Annotated in this window: 14 protein-coding genes, 2 rRNA genes and 1 pseudogene (1 of these 17 cut by a window edge); 5 read left to right on the top strand and 12 right to left on the bottom strand. The window is 43.3% G+C overall.

The features are described from left to right. Positions 1-45: 45 nt before the first annotated feature. Together nirD and nirB are read right to left on the bottom strand one after the other, a co-directional pair. On the bottom strand, positions 46-375 hold the full coding sequence (gene nirD, locus PPM_RS03450) for a nitrite reductase small subunit NirD (RefSeq protein ID WP_013369303.1): 330 nt from the start codon (positions 373-375) through the stop codon (positions 46-48). Positions 376-417: 42 nt separating this feature from the next. Beyond that, the gene (gene nirB / locus PPM_RS03445; RefSeq protein WP_013369302.1) at positions 418-2,847 is read right to left on the bottom strand and encodes a nitrite reductase large subunit NirB; all 2,430 of its coding nucleotides are present in this window, start codon (positions 2,845-2,847) and stop codon (positions 418-420) included. Positions 2,848-3,164: 317 nt separating this feature from the next. On the opposite strand from nirB, the gene PPM_RS03440 reads away from it, so the two are divergent. The 3 genes from PPM_RS03440 to PPM_RS03430 are packed head-to-tail and all read left to right on the top strand — an operon-like array spanning position 3,165 to position 7,174. Then, positions 3,165-4,853, top strand: a complete 1,689-nt coding sequence (locus PPM_RS03440; RefSeq protein WP_013369300.1) for a spore germination protein — start codon at positions 3,165-3,167, stop codon at positions 4,851-4,853. Between the two features lie 25 nt (positions 4,854-4,878). Continuing rightward, positions 4,879-5,982 (top strand): GerAB/ArcD/ProY family transporter, encoded by a 1,104-nt coding sequence (locus tag PPM_RS03435; protein ID WP_013369299.1) that lies wholly within the window; start codon positions 4,879-4,881, stop codon positions 5,980-5,982. After that, positions 5,975-7,174, top strand: coding sequence for a Ger(x)C family spore germination protein (locus PPM_RS03430; protein ID WP_013369298.1), 1,200 nt, complete (start codon positions 5,975-5,977; stop codon positions 7,172-7,174). The genes PPM_RS03435 and PPM_RS03430 overlap by 8 nt, the downstream gene beginning before the upstream one ends. Positions 7,175-7,296: 122 nt before the next feature. Here PPM_RS03430 and treR read toward each other — a convergent pair whose 3' ends face one another. The 4 genes from treR to PPM_RS03410 form a co-directional block, all read right to left on the bottom strand. Further along, the gene (gene treR / locus PPM_RS03425; protein ID WP_013369297.1) at positions 7,297-8,046 is read right to left on the bottom strand and encodes a trehalose operon repressor; all 750 of its coding nucleotides are present in this window, start codon (positions 8,044-8,046) and stop codon (positions 7,297-7,299) included. A 76-nt stretch (positions 8,047-8,122) separates the two neighbouring features. Then, on the bottom strand, positions 8,123-10,087 hold the full coding sequence (gene treP, locus PPM_RS03420; protein ID WP_013369296.1) for a PTS system trehalose-specific EIIBC component: 1,965 nt from the start codon (positions 10,085-10,087) through the stop codon (positions 8,123-8,125). Between the two features lie 105 nt (positions 10,088-10,192). Next, positions 10,193-11,920, bottom strand: a complete 1,728-nt coding sequence (gene treC, locus PPM_RS03415; protein ID WP_013369295.1) for an alpha,alpha-phosphotrehalase — start codon at positions 11,918-11,920, stop codon at positions 10,193-10,195. A gap of 277 nt (positions 11,921-12,197) precedes the next feature. Further along, positions 12,198-12,779 carry a LysE family transporter gene (locus tag PPM_RS03410; RefSeq protein ID WP_013369294.1) on the bottom strand — a complete coding sequence of 194 codons (582 nt, stop codon included), beginning with the start codon at positions 12,777-12,779 and terminating at the stop codon, positions 12,198-12,200. Between the two features lie 112 nt (positions 12,780-12,891). Between PPM_RS03410 and PPM_RS03405 the strand changes: the two genes are divergently transcribed. Beyond that, complete coding sequence (locus tag PPM_RS03405; protein WP_013369293.1) at positions 12,892-13,446, top strand: helix-turn-helix domain-containing protein; 555 nt, start codon at positions 12,892-12,894, stop codon at positions 13,444-13,446. 121 nt (positions 13,447-13,567) lie between these two features. On the opposite strand, the gene PPM_RS03400 is transcribed toward PPM_RS03405, so the two are convergent. From PPM_RS03400 to PPM_RS03380, 4 genes and pseudogenes are all read right to left on the bottom strand, one after another. After that, entirely contained in the window at positions 13,568-14,137 is a 570-nt protein-coding gene (locus PPM_RS03400; protein WP_013369292.1) for a sugar O-acetyltransferase, read from the bottom strand. A gap of 13 nt (positions 14,138-14,150) precedes the next feature. Beyond that, positions 14,151-15,180, bottom strand: a pseudogene (locus PPM_RS28315) (MFS transporter). Between the two features lie 181 nt (positions 15,181-15,361). Further along, complete coding sequence (gene lpdA, locus PPM_RS03385) at positions 15,362-17,047, bottom strand: dihydrolipoyl dehydrogenase (protein WP_013369288.1); 1,686 nt, start codon at positions 17,045-17,047, stop codon at positions 15,362-15,364. Between the two features lie 58 nt (positions 17,048-17,105). After that, positions 17,106-17,546 carry an OsmC family protein gene (locus tag PPM_RS03380; protein ID WP_013369287.1) on the bottom strand — a complete coding sequence of 147 codons (441 nt, stop codon included), beginning with the start codon at positions 17,544-17,546 and terminating at the stop codon, positions 17,106-17,108. Between the two features lie 161 nt (positions 17,547-17,707). Between PPM_RS03380 and PPM_RS03375 the strand changes: the two genes are divergently transcribed. Further along, positions 17,708-18,175 carry a MarR family winged helix-turn-helix transcriptional regulator gene (locus tag PPM_RS03375; protein WP_230493755.1) on the top strand — a complete coding sequence of 156 codons (468 nt, stop codon included), beginning with the start codon at positions 17,708-17,710 and terminating at the stop codon, positions 18,173-18,175. A 183-nt stretch (positions 18,176-18,358) separates the two neighbouring features. Here the strand turns inward: PPM_RS03375 and rrf are convergent. Together rrf and PPM_RS03365 are read right to left on the bottom strand one after the other, a co-directional pair. Next, a 5S ribosomal RNA gene (rrf, locus tag PPM_RS03370) occupies positions 18,359-18,475 on the bottom strand. Between the two features lie 77 nt (positions 18,476-18,552). Beyond that, a 23S ribosomal RNA gene (locus PPM_RS03365) occupies positions 18,553-19,183 on the bottom strand (it continues 2,295 nt past the right edge of the window).

Genomic DNA, 19,183 nt, shown 5'->3' with positions numbered 1-19,183 from the left:
AGGATTGTTCCTGTCGAGCCCTTTTTATGCTTTCCCTCACATGAATTAAACCGTCTCAAGCGATATTTTCACTACTTCTCCCTCTTCACAGACGGCGAACGTTTTAATTTGTCCGTGGTCAGGCTCTTGAACGAGGCCTGTTTGCAAATCAATTTTCCAGTCATACAAAGGATCATAAATATAATGACCAGATACTATTGCCTCTGTAAGAGGACCCCCCTTAGGGTGAGGATTACTATTTTCAACAGCATACAGCTTATTCTCCGAAGTGCGGAAAACAGCAATTTCAGCACCTTTGACGTGGATAGTGCGTCCTATTCTGATCGGAAAATCCTTGCTATGACCGACAACAAGCCATTCGGCATTCTTGATCATTTGCTTGCTCGCTTCCTTCCTCAGGCATTTTTAGATGCAATTTTACACAATAGACGGAGTGACAGCCTCAAATAGATTCTTGCGTGTATCCTCATCATGGATGATTTTTTTCCATGGGTCTTCGACCTGTTGTAATGCAAATTCAACGCGTTCTACTAAAGCTTGTCGATTAGCTGTATCGTTAACGACAGCCTTCTGAATCTCTTCCAGACCGATCCGTTCCACCCACTCGGAAGTACGTTCCAGGTATTGCCCTGTTTCCCGGTAGAATTGCATCACGGCTCCTACAATATCAATCAGTTCAGCGTCGGTTTTTACTTTACAGAGTGAATCAGCCAACCGTGCTTTAATACCACCGTTTCCACCGATAAAGATCTCCCAGCCCCCATCGTTGCCTACGATTCCGATATCTTTCGTACATGATTCCGCACAGTTGCGTGGACAACCATTAACCGCTAATTTGAATTTTGCTGGGAAATCCAATCGTTCGAATTTCCGTTCCAGCACTTCTCCCATGCCCATCGAGTCCTGTGTACCAAAACGGCAAAATTGCGATCCAACACAGGTTTTCACCGTACGAAGCGACTTCGCGTACGCATATCCCGAAGGCATATCGAGTTCTTCCCACACTTTAGGCAGATCTTCTTTACGGACACCAATCAAATCCAGCCGTTGTCCCCCAGTTACTTTTACAACTTTAACGTTGTATTTAAGCGATACATCAGCTATTTTCTTCAAATCTTCTGGAGTCGTTACCCCGCCGTACATTCTTGGCACCACTGTAAACGTTCCATCCTTTTGAATGTTCGCGTGCAATCGCTCATTTACAAACCGGGAATCTCCCTCATTTTCATAGGTATCAGGGTTAATCATACCCAAGTAATAATTCAGCGCCGGACGGCATTTGGAGCATCCTTCATCATTATGCCAGCCGAGTACATTCATCACTTCACGCGTAGTGGTCAGCCCTTTGGTTTTGATCGCTTCCACAATTTCGTCCCGACTCAATGTTGTGCAACCACATATTCCCTGCTTGGCTGATGTTTTGAAGCTGTCTCCAAGAACATATTGCAAAATTTGCTCAACAACCGGCTTACATCCTCCGCAAGAACGCGTAGCTCCGGTACATGCCTTAATTTCATCAACGGTGGTCAATCCATTTTCATTGATTGCTTCCACAATTGCCTTTTTAGTCACACCGTTACAACCGCAGACAATTTCATCGTCCGCCATGGTTTCAACGGATGACGTTTTCGCCCCGTGATTGCCGCATCCAGTACCCATGATCTGTCCATAGATCTCATCTGTCATTTCCGTTTGCTGACGCACATATTTTTGCAGACTAGCAGATTCACTCACATCGCCAAACAGTACAGTACCAACAATTTTATTATCACGAAGCAGTACCTTTTTGTATGTTCGCTTCCACTCATCCTTCGCTACAATCGCCGTATGTTCAGGTTGGGTTATGAATTCGCCAGCTGAGAAAACATCTACCCCTGAAATTTTAAGCTTGGTGGAAACTACCGATCCTGCATAGCCTTCAGTATCCACGCCTGCCAAATGCTTGGCAATCACACTTCCCTGTTCAAACAGCGGAGCTACCAGACCGTAGCAGATTCCACGGTGCTCAACACATTCCCCTACAGCGTATACATCCGGCATGGAGGTTCTCATGAAATCATCGACCACAATCCCGCGGTTCGTTTCCATATCACTTTCTTTAGCTACCTGGATATTAGGTTTAATCCCGACGGCCATTACAACCAAATCTGCTTCCAGCTCGCTTCCATCCGAGAAGCGCAGTCCTTGTACCCGATCTTGACCGTACACTTCCGCAGTTTGCATTTGCATAGCAAACTTGATTCCCTGACGTTCCAGTTCTGCTTTCAACATCGCAGAGGCTTCCCGGTCTAACTGACGTTCCATCAAATCTTCCATTAGATGAACGACCGTAACATCCATCCCGAGGTTGACCAGGCCTTTAGCTGCCTCCAGCCCCAATAGACCTCCGCCAATGACAGCGGCCTTTTTATAGGTCTTCGCTGCTTCCAGCATGGCCGAGCAATCGGCGATATCTCGGAAACCAATAACTCCCGGTAATTCTTTACCCGGAATAGGCAGAATAAACGATTGTGAACCAGTAGCCACCAAAGCCACATCGTAATCAATTTCCAGTCCGTCTTCGGTGAGAATCTTCTTGTGCTCACCGTCGATACTTTTAACCATTTTTCCTGTATATAAAGTAATCCCTTGATCCGCATACCATTGCAAATCGTTCAGTATGATATCATCTATTGTTTTACTACCTTCCAACACATAAGAGAGCATGATCCTGTTATAGTTCGGATGCGGCTCACTTCCCAGGACTGTAATTTCATATTTATCTGTTAATTTTAAAATTTGTTCGACCGTATTGATACCAGCCATCCCGTTCCCTATAACCACAAGCTTCTTTTTACTGTTTATCATATACCGGTTCCTCCATTCATTCGACGCTACTTCCTATCCGACGACATCTCTACGTTTCTAATGAATATTGTTTATGCTTCTATTCTAATACAGTAGATAGGTCTATATGTGATTTCGATCACAATGTAGTTAAAATTATGAATATTTAGGGATTTCCCTATTCTATTTCAAGGGATTAAGGTAAGGACCGGAAATCATAGCAGTGTCATCGAAAGAATCTTTCCAATTCATGCGTAAATACAACCGTTATAAGGAATACTTTATGAACAACTTGTATCTTATGGGAAAACGAATTGAATTGTTTGGAGGTAATCAGCATGTGGTCTAAAATCATTTCTTATCTTCCTAGCTGGAGTACACTCTTTCAAGCTGGCCTCGCGTTGATTATTCCTTTAGGCATTTATTATATAAACACCTCGATTTATTCGTTTGTCGGCAGTAAGGGAGCCAAATCCAAACACTCTTCCAGTCATCCGCTCTCTAATAAACATAACGAAGGGCACATGGATCAGCAGCATGAACCGAGCTCTAAAATTACAGGAAATTATGATTCCGACTTACAGGCAATTCGTGAAGCTATAGGCGAAAATAGTGATGTGCATTTTCGTGAGTTTGTGGTAAAGAAATTTCATGCTCGGTCCGTGTTAGTCTTCATAGAAGGTATGCAGGATGAAAAACTTATGAGCAAGCAGGTATTGGAGGTCTTGATGTTTGAAGGCCAGCAGCAGGGTCAGGATCAGCAGGAACAACCGGAAGGTATAAGTAACTCTTTTATAAAAGAAAGCCTGATGCCACTTACGCAAATTAGTGAAGTTACCCGTATGGAGGAACTGTACGAGTTCATCCTTTTAGGTCATACAGCCCTATTAATTGAAGGAATGAAGGAAGCGCTACTGGTGGGCCCTCCTAATGGCGCTATTCGCTCCGTCAATGAGCCAACCTCTGAAGCATTGCTTCGGGGTCCCAGAATCGGTTTTACGGAAGTATTGAGTGAAAACACTTCGATGCTTCGGCGCCAGGGTTTAAATAAAAGTTTGGAATTGAAGAAATTCCAAGTGGGCAGCAGAATCAAAAAGGATCTGGTTATCGCGTATATAAAGGATATTGTGAATCCAGACCTTCTTGAAGAAGTAAGCCGCAGAATATCAAAAATAGACATGGATTTTTTACCTGAATCCGGGTATGTGGAACAACTCATCGAAGACAATTATTTAAGTCCATTCCAACAGGCTCATAATACAGAGCGTCCTGACCGTGTTATTAATGCTTTGTTGGAGGGAAGAATAGCGATCTTACTGGATGGTACTCCCTTTGCACTTATTGTCCCGGTGACCTTCAGTATGCTGCTTCAATCTCCCGAGGACTATTATGAGCGATGGATTCCGGGGACACTATTACGTCTGCTACGGTTTAGCGGGGCTTTTATAGCGCTTATGGGGCCTGCTCTGTACATTTCTTTTATATCGTTTCATCCCGGTTTAATTCCAACCAAGCTGGTCATTAGCATTATCGGAACCCGTCAAGGCGTCCCTTTCCCATCCGTTATAGAGGTCATGATTTTGGAAATCTCTATCGAAATTCTACGAGAGGCCGGCATTCGCCTGCCCAAACCCATTGGCCCTGCGATGGGCATTGTGGGAGGCTTGGTCATCGGTGATGCTGCTGTCAATGCGGGCATCGTTAGTCCCTTCCTTGTGATTGTAGTTGCAGTTACTGCCATTTCATCGTTTTCGATACCGACATACAGTGCGGGCATTACCCTGCGTCTTTTGCGTTTTGTCGGAATGTTCTTTGCAGCAATGCTGGGCATGTTTGGAACCATATTGTTCTTTCTGTTAATTTGTATCCATCTAACGAAGTTGAAAAGCTTTGGTGTACCATATGTAACTCCCTTTTCCCCTATGCGCCTAAGCGATTGGAAGGATCTGTACATCCGGGCTCCTATGTCTCTGATGAAACGAAGACCTGTCATGATGAAAACACAACAACGCAAGCGTAGATCATGATGCCCAATACGAAGGAGGAGCCACTGTGTTTAGACGCTCTGATGATAAAATCACAACTAAGCAAGGGGCTGTATTCCTGACCAATACCGTATTGGGCGCGGGGATATTGACACTGCCGAGAGGTGTAACTGAACAAGTACAAACTCCTGATGCATGGCTTTCTGTCCTCATCGGTGGAGCTATTGTCATCTTCGTCGTCTGGATCATGGTGAAATTAAGTCAACAGTTTCCTAGAAACACCATGTATCAATACTCCAAAAGAATTGTAGGCACTGTTCCGGGAGGATTCTTAAGCGTGCTATTAATTATATACTTTATAATTATAGCCGGCTTTGAGATCCGTGTGTTAGCCGAAGTAACCATGTTTTTTCTACTTGAAGGTACACCTATCTGGGCGATTGTGATTCCATTCATTTGGGTAGGTAGTTATTTGGTGTTTGGAGGCATTAATTCCATCGCGCGGCTGTACCAAATTGTACTTCCAATCAGTCTCTTCTTTCTGCTTTTCTGTTTTCTCTTTAGCTTAAGAATATTTGAAATTGATCATCTTCGTCCTGTATTGAGTGACGGGATATTACCCGTCATCAAAGGGCTAAAATCGACTATTCTTGTCTTCTCTGGATGTGAAGTCGTCATGACACTGGTCGCTTTTATGCAGCATCCCGAAAAAGCATTTAAGGCCATGGCAGTGGGCATCAGTATCCCATTAGTTTTGTATTTTTTGACCGTAGTTATGGTGATCGGCGGGCTATCGGTAGATTCTACTGTGACAAGTACTTGGCCTACCATTAATTTGATGCGCAGTTTTGAGATCCCCGGATTTCTTTTTGAACGTCTGGAGTTTCCACTGCTGGTGATCTGGGTGATGCAAATGTTTTGTAATTTCTGTAGTTTTTTCTTCAATGCTTCCTTAGGTGTCTCACAGGTATTTGGTCTTAAATATCGTTATGCGATTTTCGGTTTAATCCCGTTTATCTTTATTTCCACGATGACTCCTGTTCGTATGACTGAAGTGTTTCGCCTTGGCGATGAGATCGGATACATGGGAATCGTATTATTTTTTCTGATCCCGGTACTTCTCTCCATCGTTTTTATGATCAGGAAGAAGGGAATGAAGCAAAATGTGTAGACGATCTTTCCTATCCTTGCTGCTTGCTTTCATTCTGCTGGTGACTCAAGTCGGCTGCTGGAGCAGCAAGGAAGTAGAGGAGCTTAGCATATATACAGGATTGGCTCTCGATAAGGGAGAGCTCAGTCCATTGGAACAGGAGCTGGAGAAGAAAGGCAGCCGTTACTTCAAGAAAAATACAATTACGACCAGCGTACAAATCGTCCCCAAAAAATCATCCGGAAGCACAAATCAACAAGGCGGCGACGGTGGACAAGAGCTAAACTATGTAAATATAGCTGGCACCGGTGATTCTATACTTGAAATCTTCCGACAGCTCTCTCTCCGTTTGGATCGCCCCGTTATTGGTCACCACCTAAAAGTCATCGTGGTTTCCACCGAACTGGCAAAACTACAAACGATGCAACAATTGATGGATTTTGTGCTACGTGATAATGATATTCGTCCAAGTTGTATGGTTTTCTTAAGTAAGGATCGAGCAGCCAACACCTTAGTTACCAAATATACAGGCGAAATTCCGTCTATTCATATTCTGAATATGCTTCGTAACCATTTTAGAACCAGCAAGGTAATGAGGGGAGTCAATTTGTCTGAATTAGATGGGTTAATGCACTCCAAAAAAAGCTATATACTGCAAAACATTACTGAATCTAAGGGAGAATTAGAATTTTCAGGTGCCGGCATTATTAAAGGGGAAACCGGTCACTGGATTGGTGCTTTGGGACAACAAGACGTGGAGAGTATTGGATGGATTACAGGTGATGTTGAGGGCGGAGCTGTCAAAACGTATGACAAGCGGAATGAAGCCATAACTTATGAAATCAAATCGGTAAAAAGCAAAATAACAACTAAAGTGGGCAAGGACGACGACATCTCCTTTCACGTAAAAATTGAATCCAAAGGGCGTTTAATCGAAAACTGGGATGAGAAGGTAGACCCAACTGAGACGCGGAACATGAAAGAAGCTGAGCAAGAGTTTGAAAAACAAGTGACTAGAAGGATTAAGTCTCTTATGCACAAATTACAATCCGAATATAAAGTCGATGTTGCCGGCTTTGGTGATCACCTGAAAATTGATAAACCACAGGTGTGGAAAAAAGTAAAAGATGATTGGGATTATAAGTTCAGTAAAATCCCTGTAACCTTCGATATTAAACTAACCATTACGGATTTAGGTTCCTCTGCCGAATAGTCGAAGTCTACTCAAAAATTTACCTTGGAGTTAACAAAAACCCCCTCTTCTTAGAAGAGGGGGTTTCCACCACAGGGAACTATTCCGATTTAATCTCTCGTCCTTGGATCAACCCTAATGGGTCAGCTTAAAAAATCAGACTTTCTCTCTTCACCGTGGGAACGTCTGGCAAAATCGACGAATTGGAATTTGTCCAGTCGATGCCTTGATTCGGTATACTGGAACAATGTGGTGTCTTCCAGATAAACATAGTTACGTACTACAACCACATGAGTATAGTTCTGGAGGTCCATTAGCTTACGGTCTTCTTCATCTGCATCTTCTACAGAAACGACTTTTTTAGCATAACTGATTGGAAGATGGAGTTCCCCCTCCAGATATTCGTAGATAGATTCACGACTAATTTCCTCGGTAAGCACAGGGACAATGTCTGATCGAAAGTAGTCTTTATCCAGTATGACACATTCACCTTCAATTTCACGCGCACGAATGACTTCCCAAACCAAATACTTATCTTTGTCAATCTCAAGATGAGTAGCTATGTCATCTGGAACGGGAATCAACTGATTTTTATGAACAATCGTTTGTGATTTACGCCCAATCCGCTCAGACATTTCTTTGAAACTGACCAATCCTCCTATAGGAAAATCCATCCGTCCGATATCCAGAACAAAAGATCCTTTAGCCTTTATTTTATGGATATACCCATTTTGTGCAAGCAAGTGAAGTGCCTTACGCACAGTCTCACGAGAAGTGTTATACTCCCGGGCCAATTCATTTTCAGAGGGCATTTTCGAACCAGGAGCCAATTCGCCTGTCTGGATTCGCCCCGAGTACTCTTGATAAATTTGCAAAAATATATTCTTAGTCAATTTTCATCACCACGTTTATTGTAGCATTCTTTCACTGACCAAGTTACTAAATTAGGCTAGCAGGGATGAATCTGACTTAATTCGTTTTGTCTGATGAAGAATTCAAATGAATTCTCATTAAGACATATTGCAAATCGTTCGCCTCACCTGGCAATTCCTCAATCGATTCAATCATACTCTGCCCTTCGGGAACAATGACCGGTGTAATCATAGGATACCCTGATTTCTGAATCAGCTCACGGTCAAATTCCATCAGTAGCTGTCCTTGCTTCACGTTTTGACCTGTCTCCACATGCATGGTGAATCCTTCTCCCTTTAATGACACCGTGTTGATTCCTACATGCACCAGAATCTGCACACCTGTTGGATGCTCCAAAATCAAGGCATGCTTGCTTTTCACCATGATGTGAATGACTTTTCCACTGAAAGGGGCAAGAATCCGACCATCCTTCGGTTCCACTGCAATTCCTTGCCCCATCTGCCGTTCGGCAAAAGCCGGATCAGGAACCTGTTCTAATGGCACGACATGTCCTAGTACCGGAGTCTTTACTTCAAGCACATCCAGTGCAGAATTTTGTTGGTCCGAATTTTTCCGTATGGAGTCATTAGCTGGTGTAGCTGGAGTCTGACGACGCTTATTGAGCAGCTTCCCATACATAAAGGTTAAAGCAAACGGCACAATCAATACGATCGCCATCCCAACGAAGAATACCCCCCAGTTGTTTGGGAAAATAGACAGGAAGCCTGGAATCCCTCCCACACCAATGGAAGAAGCCAACACATGATTTACGGTGAGCAGTATACCTGCGATACCGGAACCGATCATTCCGAATACGAACGGATATTTATACCGTATATTGACCCCGAATATGGCAGGCTCGGTTACACCCAGAAAAGCAGACACGGAAGAGGTAAGAGCCAATCCTTTTCCCTTTTGCTCCTTCAATACCAACATCATTGCCAGTGCCCCGGCCCCCTGAGCGATATTGGACAGGGCCAGCATCGGCCATAGGAACGTTCCACCCTGTGTACCAATTAATTGCACGTCCACCGCCAGGAAAGTATGATGCATTCCCGTGATCACGAGCAAGGCGTAAAAACCTCCATAAATCAGGCCACCCAGCGCAGGAGCCAAATCGAAAACGTATACAAGACCAGTCGTAATCGCATTACCAATCATAAAAGTAACCGGACCGATCACTGTAAAGGCAAGAAATCCCGTGATTAATAATGTAATCGGTGCTACGAGCAACAGCTTAAATGAATCCGCTATCTTTTTATTTAGGAATTTCTCAATTTGTGCGAGCACGTAAGCGGATACCAAAACGGGTAAAACCTGTCCTTGATAACCAATCTTATTCACTTCCCAACCAAACAAATCCCAAACCGGAACAGTTCCTTTGGTAACGGCATCCGCATAACTGTATGCACTTAGCAGATCTGGATGAACTAGAATCAAACCGAGTACAATCCCAAGTAAAGGACTACCGCCAAACCTAACAACGGCCGACCATCCAATCAAGGCAGGTAGGAATGTAAAAGCCGTACTGGCAATGGTGTTAATAATAGACGCAAAGTCAGTCCATTGAGGATAGACCTGCACCAGAGCCATTCCTTCGAAAAAGATTCCCTTTCCAGTCAAAATATTATTGATCCCAAGCAATAAGCCTGCAGTCACAATTGCGGGCAAAATAGGAATAAAGATATCTGCCAGCGTCTTGATGGCACGCTGAATCGGGTTTTGTTTTTTACTAGCGGCGTTCTTAACATCGTCCTTAGAAGCCCGACTGCCTCCTGTAATGGAGATCATTTCGTCATATACCTTATCCACCAGACCTGGGCCAATCACGACCTGATACTGTCCTTGTGAAGAAAATTGGCCTTTGACCAGATCATTTTGTTCGAGTGCATCTTTATCGACCAACTTATCATCATACAGGGCAAATCGCAGACGAGTTACGCAATGCGTAGAGGCCTCTATGTTGTCTTTACCACCAACGGCTTTTATAATGTCTTCCACCTGTGCTCTTTCAATCGCCATCTAGTCCACTCCCTCGACGTTTGCTCATTTTTAAAGCAGCACCCCGGCTTAAAAATAAATGTACTACCGGGGTGCTACTGGATATTTCCATACTATTCATTAAGGTTAACGAACAATCCACATATAGGAAGCATACGGAGTCAAAGAGACCACCTGATTTAGCTGCGGAGCATACTGGGTATTACCGATTAAAAGCTCAGCCGCTGCTACTGCTTGATTATCTAATGATAAATAAAATGAATCCGGTATACGGAATTGTACATCCCGCCCACTAAAATTAGAGATGACGACCAAAGTCTCCTGTTCATTGCTGCGTTGATATGCGTAGACCTGAGGATGAGCTTCGTCCAAACGTTGGTAATCCCCATCGGTGATGACCTGTACCGTCTTACGCAGACGAATCAGCTTACGGTAATGGCTGTAGATCGAGTTCGGGTCCTCTAACTGAGACTGAACGTTGATCTGTGGATATCGTTCATCTACCTTAATCCAAGGCGTGCCTGTAGTGAAGCCCGCATTGCGAGTGTTATCCCACTGCATCGGTGTCCTCGAATTATCACGAGACCGCTCTCGAATGATATCCAATGCTTCCTCTGCACTTTTACCTTTCTCCTGCAAAATACCATACATATTCAGCGATTCAACATCACGGAATTCTTCAATATCTGACCACTGCGGATTGGGCATTCCGATCTCTTCACCTTGAAATATATAAGGTGTTCCTTGAAGTCCATGTAGCGTGGTTGCCAGTAGCTTGGCGCTCTCCACATGGTATTCATCATCATCCAAAAAGCGAGAGATCGCTCTTGGCTGATCATGATTGTTAAAAAACAATGCACTCCAGCCGCCACCCTGTTGCATGCCAATCTGCCAATCCGAGAATAGCTTTTTCAGCATTTCAAAATCATAAGGCATGAGTTCCCACTTTTGCCCATTGGGATAATCCACCTTCAAATGATGAAAATTAAAGGTCATGGATAATTCTTTTCTGTCTGGATTGGAATAACGGATACAGTGATCCAGTGAGGTGGAGGACATCTCCCCTACAGTGACACTGTTATACAGTGAGAATACTTTCTCATGTAATTCATGAAGGTATTCATGTACATGCGGACCGTCCGTATAATACTTACGCCCGTCTCCAGGAGCCGTGCTTCCATCGTCGTCCGAGAATTGCCGATCTTTGGAGATCAAATTAATGACATCAAGTCGGAAGCCACTAACTCCCTTCTCTGCCCAAAATTCCAGCACATGAACAACTTCCTGACGAACTTTGGGATTTTCCCAGTTTAAATCCGCCTGCGTCTTATCAAACAGTGTCAAGAAATATTGGTTTGTAGCCTCGTCATACTGCCAAGCTGGTCCACCAAACTTGGAAATCCAGTTGTTCGGAGGTCCTCCATCGGGTGCTGGGTCACGCCAGATATAATAGTCCCTGTACTCACTATCCTTAGAAAGCCGCGCCTGCTGAAACCAGACATGCTCTGTGGAAGAATGGTTAACCACGATGTCGATCATCAAGTGCATCCCACGCGCCCGAATTTCCCGGCTCAATTCTTCAAAATCCTGCATTGTTCCATAGTCAGGATTAATCCGGCAATAATCGGCTACATCATACCCGTTATCACGTTGTGGCGAGACATATACAGGCTGCAACCAGATAATATCAACACCCAGTCCTTGCAGATAATCCAGCTTTTGTGTCAGTCCTCTTATATCACCGGTTCCTTTGCCCGTCGTATCGTTAAAACTTTTGGGATAAACCTGATAGACGACCGATTTGCGCCACCAGTCCTTATCTTGAGGAATTAAAGCCTTGTTCATTGCTTCCATTCATGCTCATTCCTTTCTTGCGAAATGAAGTAGCGTAAAAGAATTTAATATAACGCTTTCAACTTCTTGTATATACAAGATTAAATCATGTATATACAAGTTGTCAATATACTTTATGTATTAAGGTAATACCCGTTTTACGACTAAATGATCAGGAAACTCATCCATTCTGTCCGGATTATATTTCATGAATCTTTGAATAAGCTCTGTTCACACGAAAAAGGCTCCTGCTTATAAGTCAGGAACCTCTCTTTTAAATCGTGAATACGGTATTTATTTAAATCCATATGGATAGTGCACTATAAAGGAGCAATAAGGCCATAATGATATTGAAGGAGCGCTCATACTTATTCAAGAAGCGCTGGAACATAGCTCCGAAAATCGCCCAGCACATTACAGCTACAAAACCAATACAGGTCAGGAGTAACGAGATCGTAAACATTGTCATATACGACACATCATACGGCATAACAAACGTTGAAATGACCGTAATACCATACAAAATGATTTTTAAATTGATAAATTGCAGCAGCAGTCCTGATTTGAAGGAATATCCTTCATTGTGGTCATTATCCTCCGAAGTAGATTTGCTCTTTGCTATTTTTACTGCCAGATAAAGCATGTACAGACTACCAAGAACATTCATCCAGATTTTAACCCGAGGCAAGAAATGATATAAAGCAAGATTAAAATAGCAGGCTAACAACATAATGGCGAAACAGCCTGCTGTTACTCCCAGTAAGAATGGAAAAGCTCTCTTCAAACCTAACCGCCTGGCACTGTCCAATGACATAATATTGTTGGGGCCTGGCGTAAAGCTAGTAACAAGCACATAAGATAAAAATGGAATAAACGGCATGCAACAATCAACTCCAGTGTGTTATAATTGAATAAAATGTGCGTTGAAACGCACATTTGTACTTCATGATTGTACATCATGTTCTTTATATAGCACAATAGGGAGCGGAAAAATGATGGAGAATATTAATTTGATTTTAAGTAAAAACCTAAAACATTTAAGAAATGAAAGAAAATTGAGTTTAGATAAATTAGCTGACCTGACGGGGATCAGTAAAACAATGCTCGGCCAGATTGAACGTGGAGAATCGAATCCTTCGATTACAACGGTATGGAAAATTGCGAACGGCTTGAAAATATCATTCACTGCCCTGATTAGCGAACCGCCTGCCGATGCCGTAGTCGTTCCCAAAAGCAAAGTACAAGTGCTTGAAGAAAGCAATCACTATCGTTTGTATCCGTTTTTCCCCTATGAAGGAAACAGAAATTTTGAGGTCTACACCGTAGAGATTGAAACAGGCGGGGAACTGAGTTCCGCCCCTCACCGTGAGGGTACTGAAGAATTTATTACCGTATTTGAGGGTGAAATGGTGGTAAAAGTCAGCGAAGAAACGTACACGGTGAAAGCCGGAGATTCGATACGCTTTAAAGCAGACCGTCCGCACATATACTATAATTTAGGAGAAACGCTGGTAAGGATGAATATGATCATTTATTACTCTGTATAATAGTTCAATTCTTGAAGAGCATATATGTAAAAGTCCTTAAATATAAAAGATCCTATTAAAATAAGGGGCTCTTTTAATAGGATCTTTGGTACAAATCATAAATGATTAACCTGTTTGTTGTTTAGGAGATTTCAACTTGCTTGATTATTCGTGCCGGATTCCCAGCTACAATCATATGATCTGGAACATCTTTGGTTACGACTGCTCCTGATGCCACTACGACGTTATTACCTATCGTAACACCGGGATTAATAACTGCCCTGCCGCCAATCCATACATTATTGCCAATCGTTACAGGCTTTCCATACTCTGGACCAGCAATTCGTTCAAATGGATCAAGGGGGTGAGTCGCTGTGTAAATATGCACTCCCGGAGCCAGAAAACAATTATCCCCAATACGCACCTCGCATACATCCAAAATGGTACAGTCAAAGTTGGCATAGAAATTTTCCCCAACATGGATGTTGTATCCGTAGTCACAGCGTATGTTGGGTTCCATGCTTATATTTTCACCTGTGGAACCGAAAAGCTCCTTAAGTAACTTTTCACGGTACTCACTATCCGCCTCAGTCGTCTGATTAAAGAGACGTACACATCTTCTCGCATACTCTCTTTCACTCGTTAATTGAGGATCAGCTGCTACATACAGTTCCCCATCCAGCATCTTTTGTTTTTCCGTTTTCATAGACATGCGACAATCCCCTTTATATTTTAATCTCATTTTTTTCTTTCGTCCCCACGGGCCGGGCAGCACCCGATATCAAACCAGCAACAATAACGCCAATGAGCACTACAATTAAAGCATGCAGGAGACCCACATGTTCACCTAAAAGCCCTAATCCCGGAGGTCCCACTAAAGGCAATATAACCTATTGTGGCTACGGCTCCTACCCGGACAGCTGCACCACGAGGATCATCTCCGGCAGCAGACAAACCTACAGGAAAACCAAGTGAAGCTCCAAGCCCCCATAGCAAGATACCCAATCCAGCTAAGAGATAATGCTGTCCCCAGATCACTAGAATAATACCCACAGCAGCCAGTCATTCGCAGCCCCTTCTGCAAACGCCATCCCGAGCACGATGATCCCAATCAGTAGGATTCGCCTTTCTTTCCAGACAGCAAGCTGAACCTTGATATTAGATCCAACCTTTTGCGTAGAAACTTCCTTTTCTTTACCTGTATCATGAATAACGATGCAAGTAGAAAGTTACTGCGGCAATCATGGCAGCCATAGCTCCAAAATGAATCACAACAGGTATTCGTAACGCCGCTGCTACAGAATCGATGATAGCTCCTACAAGTGTCCCCATACTAAACGAACCGTGAAAGGCGGGCAAAAGCGTTTTATTCAACTGATTTTCTACCGCAGAACCTTCGACATTAAGAGCTACTTCGGCTGTACCATAGCCACCACCAAAGATGACCAAACCAACAAACACCATGCTCGTGAGCGAAAATGCAGTTCCCAACCCTACAATGACAAAACCAATCACAATCAAAAGCGCACTTCCCAGAATGACCGACCGTCCACCTATACGAGAAATAACATTGCCCGCACTAAGTAGTCCCAATAAGGAACCCGCGGCTAATCCAAAAATAATAATCCCCATTTCGGCAGTCGAGACATGCAAAATATCGCGTATGACAGGCGTGCGGGATACCCAGGAAGCAAAAGCTATACCCGGTAAAGCGAATAAAACAAATAAAACATTGCGAACTATCCTAGGATTCATGGAGGGTTCTACTGTCATCGCTTAGCTCCTTAACGATACTTTTTATATATCTTTTAATAAGTAGTATTATAATAAATCATTCTATTTGCATCCAGCACTATTTGTCAACCTGGGCGGTATCAAAAAGGAATGCTTCCTTGTCCGTTTACTTAGACTAGAAGCATTCCTTTTATTTTTAATGTTACGCTTGATGAAGCGCTCCAATGCTAAGGCCAAACGCAGCTTCGTGAATCACTTCTCCAGTCGTTGGATGAGCAAAAACCGTTTGCGTGATTTGCTGCTCTGTCAGCTCATTGGCAATCGCCAATGTCAGGCTACTGATTAAAGATGATGCATCTGGACCAATGATCGATCCACCCACAATTTTTTGTGTCACATTATCCTTTATCAATTTAATAAAGCCTTCCGATTCATTCATCGTTAATGCTTTCCCATTGCTGGAGAACGAAACTTTGCTTACACTGAAATCCATTCCCTCTCGCTTGCATTGATCCTCTAATATACCAACACTTGCGATTTCGGGTGAAGTAAAGATGACATTTGGAATGGCGGCATAGTGCATACCTTCCGATCCACCCATGATGGCATCAATAGCCGTGATCCCCTGATGGGAGGCGACATGGGCAAGCTGCATAATATCCGTCACATCACCAATGGCATAGATATGTTCGACGTTTGTACGCATATATTCGTTAACGGCAATGCCTTTCCCTCGCTCATTGCGCTGGATACCCGCTTGTTCAATATCCAGTCCATCCAAATTGGGCTCACGTCCGATCGCAACAAGCACTTTCTCGCTAACTAACAAATGCTCACCTTGTTTGTTTTCATAGGTGACAATAGCCTGTCCATTGTCCGCCTGTTGGATCTTAGATACCTTGGATTGGGTATGGATATGAATCCCAGCATTCTCTGCCAATTGTTTAATTTCTTCTGAAATGTCACTGTCAACCATGGTCAACAAACGATCCATAAATTCTACTACGTGAACCTCTACGCCGAAATTGCGATAGATGAAAGCAAACTCCATACCAATCACACCACCGCCAATAATCGTAATACTTTTTGGTAGTTCAGTAGAGGCAAGGGCATCGGTACTATTCATTACAATAGGAAGATTGATGCCGGGAATATTCACTTTGGTAATTTTAGAACCTGTCGCAATAATGATATCGTTTGCTGTAACCTGGTAATGTCGTTGTCCTTTGACGCTTACTTGTGTGGCAGATAAAAAGGCTGCTTGACCGCGAATAATTTCAATATTATTTTTTTCCATTAAATAATCAATACCCGAAATCAATTTTCCTTTGATTTCATCTTTACGACGAATGACTTGTTTCATATCGACTTGAAGATCTGTTCCCGTATGAATACCAAACAAAGACGATTCCTTGATGTGGTGACAAATCTCAGAAGACTTCACCAGGGATTTAGTTGGAATACACCCTACATTAAGACAGGTGCCACCCAACTCCTCCTTTTCCACCAAGGCCACCTTTATTCCTTTTTTAGCGGCATAAATCGCTGCCACATACCCTCCTGGTCCAGCTCCAATAATTAGTAAGTCCACGTTCTTATCCAGTGTAGGTTGTTCCATCTTAGTAGCCTGTGATGTTACTGTAGACGTCCCCTCTTCGGCAGCAGCGTCAATTGTAAACAAGACCTGATTAGAGGACACTTCGTCGCCTTCTTCAAAGTGGATTTTACTAATGCTTCCCTCGACAGTCGCTGTAATTTCTCGAACACCTTTTCCTGTCTCAACCTCAAGTAGTACATCCCCAAAGGAAACGTTTTGTCCGAGCTGGACGTGATTTCTGCTGGCTTTCCCCTTTTTTCCTCCAGGGATCATTGACATTTTAACTTCCATAATTCTCAAACTCCTTCACAACCAAAAGAGAATTTATTGAGCCCTTTTAGCGAATAATTTAACGTCTGACTACGCCAGCTTGTACCAATTTAACCCCATTAGCCAAACAATCACCCACAGGACAAGTCTTTTCAACAAACGCTGCAAAAGCTTCTGCTTTTTCTTGGCTTTCTGTCGTTTTAAAGTGCATGACAAAACGAATCTCCTGAAAGCCACAACGAACATCCGCTAACCCCATGAACCCATCCGGGTCCAAATCTCCTTCCAGCTCTATATGGAATTCTTCATACGAAAACCCAAAGCTTTCGGCAAAAGCAGCAACAACGATCGACTGACATGCACCAAGCGCACACAGAAGTGCTTCAACCGGATTCATCGCTTTGTCGGTTCCACCAAAATCTTCAGGTTCATCCATCACAATTTTAAACCCTCTAGATTGAGCTTCCACCTGCAACCCTTCAGGTAATTTTTTTGCAGTAGCTTTAAATGTAGTTAACATAAATATAACCTCCCGTTTACTTTGTGAAAAAAATAACTTTATTCAGGGAAATTGTAGCACTCTTGGTTTCGAAAATCAATAGTTAGCTAAGTAATTTATTTTAACTGTTAAGAAAGTATCTGATATGATGAAAAGTACAAAGGTCTGTTATACTTAAGTTGATGTATAAGAAATATAGTTTAGTTGAATGGGTTGGTGTGGCCATGTTTAACTTAGAGAATTGTCTTGCTTTTATTACCAATCGTAGTGGAAAAATCTTTTCGGAAGCCTTGGAGAAAGAATTTCGGCCTTATAACATTACTAGGAGTCAATGGATTGCGATGTATTATATCTATACACATAAATCCATGACTCAACGAGAACTTGCAGAAGAATTGTCGATTAAGGAGCCAAGTGTAGTGCGGCTGCTACAAAAACTAGAAGCCGAAGGGTATTTACTTCGAAGTATTGATGACACAGACAAACGAATGAAACAAATTCAATTATCCGATCTTGGTACGCAGGTTTGTCTTAAGCTTCTGCCGATTGCTGAGAAGTTTAAGCAAGACACCATTGCTGGGATCTCTCAAGACGATCTTCATACCTTTGAGAGTGTGCTTCAGAGAATGGTTGATAACACAAGGAAATAGCAAATATAGAAAAACGACCAAGAAAGGTACTTCCCTTGGTCGTTTTTCTTATAAAGCAAGCATGTAATTGCTGTTTTACACTTCTATACTTACTGGAAAAGTAGAAGTAAATGGTTAAGTAAGTAAGATCGGCTTGATTCCAAAAAAAGGCACACCCCTTACTGGGATGTGCCTTTTTATCTTGCTTGGCGGCGTCCTACTCTCCCAGGACCCTGCGGTCCAAGTACCATCGGCGCTGGAGGGCTTAACGGTCGTGTTCGGGATGGGTACGTGTGGAACCCCTCCGCTATCGCCACCAAACATGAATTTGCCTCGCAAATTCTAACTTCAAGGTTACACCCTGAAAACTGGATCCGAAACTTATTGCGTCTTATCTTTAGGATAAGCCCTCGACCGATTAGTATTGGTCAGCTCCATGCATTACTGCACTTCCACCCCCAACCTATCTACCTCGTCGTCTTCAAGGGGTCTTACTCATTGGGAAATCTCATCTTGAGGGGGGCTTCACGCTTAGATGCTTTCAGCGCTTATCCCTTCCGTACATAGCTACCCAGCGGTGCTCCTGGCGGAACAACTGGTACACCAGCGGTACGTCCATCCCGGTCCTCTCGTACTAAGGACAGCTCCTCTCAAATTTCCTACGCCCACGACAGATAGGGACCGAACTGTCTCACGACGTTCTGAACCCAGCTCGCGTACCGCTTTAATGGGCGAACAGCCCAACCCTTGGGACCTACTTCAGCCCCAGGATGCGATGAGCCGACATCGAGGTGCCAAACCTCCCCGTCGATGTGGACTCTTGGGGGAGATAAGCCTGTTATCCCCAGGGTAGCTTTTATCCGTTGAGCGATGGCCCTTCCATGCGGTACCACCGGATCACTAAGCCCGACTTTCGTCCCTGCTCGACTTGTAGGTCTCGCAGTCAAGCTCCCTTCTGCCTTTGCACTCTTCGAATGATTTCCAACCATTCTGAGGGAACCTTGGGGCGCCTCCGTTACTCTTTAGGAG

Source organism: Paenibacillus polymyxa M1, from assembly GCF_000237325.1.
GTDB classification, from domain to species: Bacteria; Bacillota; Bacilli; order Paenibacillales; family Paenibacillaceae; genus Paenibacillus; species Paenibacillus polymyxa_C.
Note: the sequence above shows the minus strand (reverse complement) of the source record. Positions and strands in the feature narration are given on the sequence as shown.

Excerpts from the sequence above, each read along its gene's own strand:
- PPM_RS03400 (WP_013369292.1), bottom strand. The coding sequence starts at position 14,137 with ATGTCTATGAAAACGGAAAAACAAAAGATGCTGGATGGGGAACTGTAT.
- nirD (WP_013369303.1), bottom strand. The coding sequence starts at position 375 with ATGATCAAGAATGCCGAATGGCTTGTTGTCGGTCATAGCAAGGATTTT.
- PPM_RS03375 (WP_230493755.1), top strand. The coding sequence starts at position 17,708 with ATGTATAAGAAATATAGTTTAGTTGAATGGGTTGGTGTGGCCATGTTT.
- PPM_RS03430 (WP_013369298.1), top strand. The coding sequence starts at position 5,975 with ATGTGTAGACGATCTTTCCTATCCTTGCTGCTTGCTTTCATTCTGCTG.
- PPM_RS03440 (WP_013369300.1), top strand. The coding sequence starts at position 3,165 with ATGTGGTCTAAAATCATTTCTTATCTTCCTAGCTGGAGTACACTCTTT.
- PPM_RS03410 (WP_013369294.1), bottom strand. The coding sequence starts at position 12,779 with ATGCCGTTTATTCCATTTTTATCTTATGTGCTTGTTACTAGCTTTACG.
- treP (WP_013369296.1), bottom strand. The coding sequence starts at position 10,087 with ATGGCGATTGAAAGAGCACAGGTGGAAGACATTATAAAAGCCGTTGGT.
- PPM_RS03380 (WP_013369287.1), bottom strand. The coding sequence starts at position 17,546 with ATGTTAACTACATTTAAAGCTACTGCAAAAAAATTACCTGAAGGGTTG.
- lpdA (WP_013369288.1), bottom strand. The coding sequence starts at position 17,047 with ATGGAAGTTAAAATGTCAATGATCCCTGGAGGAAAAAAGGGGAAAGCC.
- treC (WP_013369295.1), bottom strand. The coding sequence starts at position 11,920 with ATGGAAGCAATGAACAAGGCTTTAATTCCTCAAGATAAGGACTGGTGG.
- nirB (WP_013369302.1), bottom strand. The coding sequence starts at position 2,847 with ATGATAAACAGTAAAAAGAAGCTTGTGGTTATAGGGAACGGGATGGCT.
- PPM_RS03405 (WP_013369293.1), top strand. The coding sequence starts at position 12,892 with ATGATGGAGAATATTAATTTGATTTTAAGTAAAAACCTAAAACATTTA.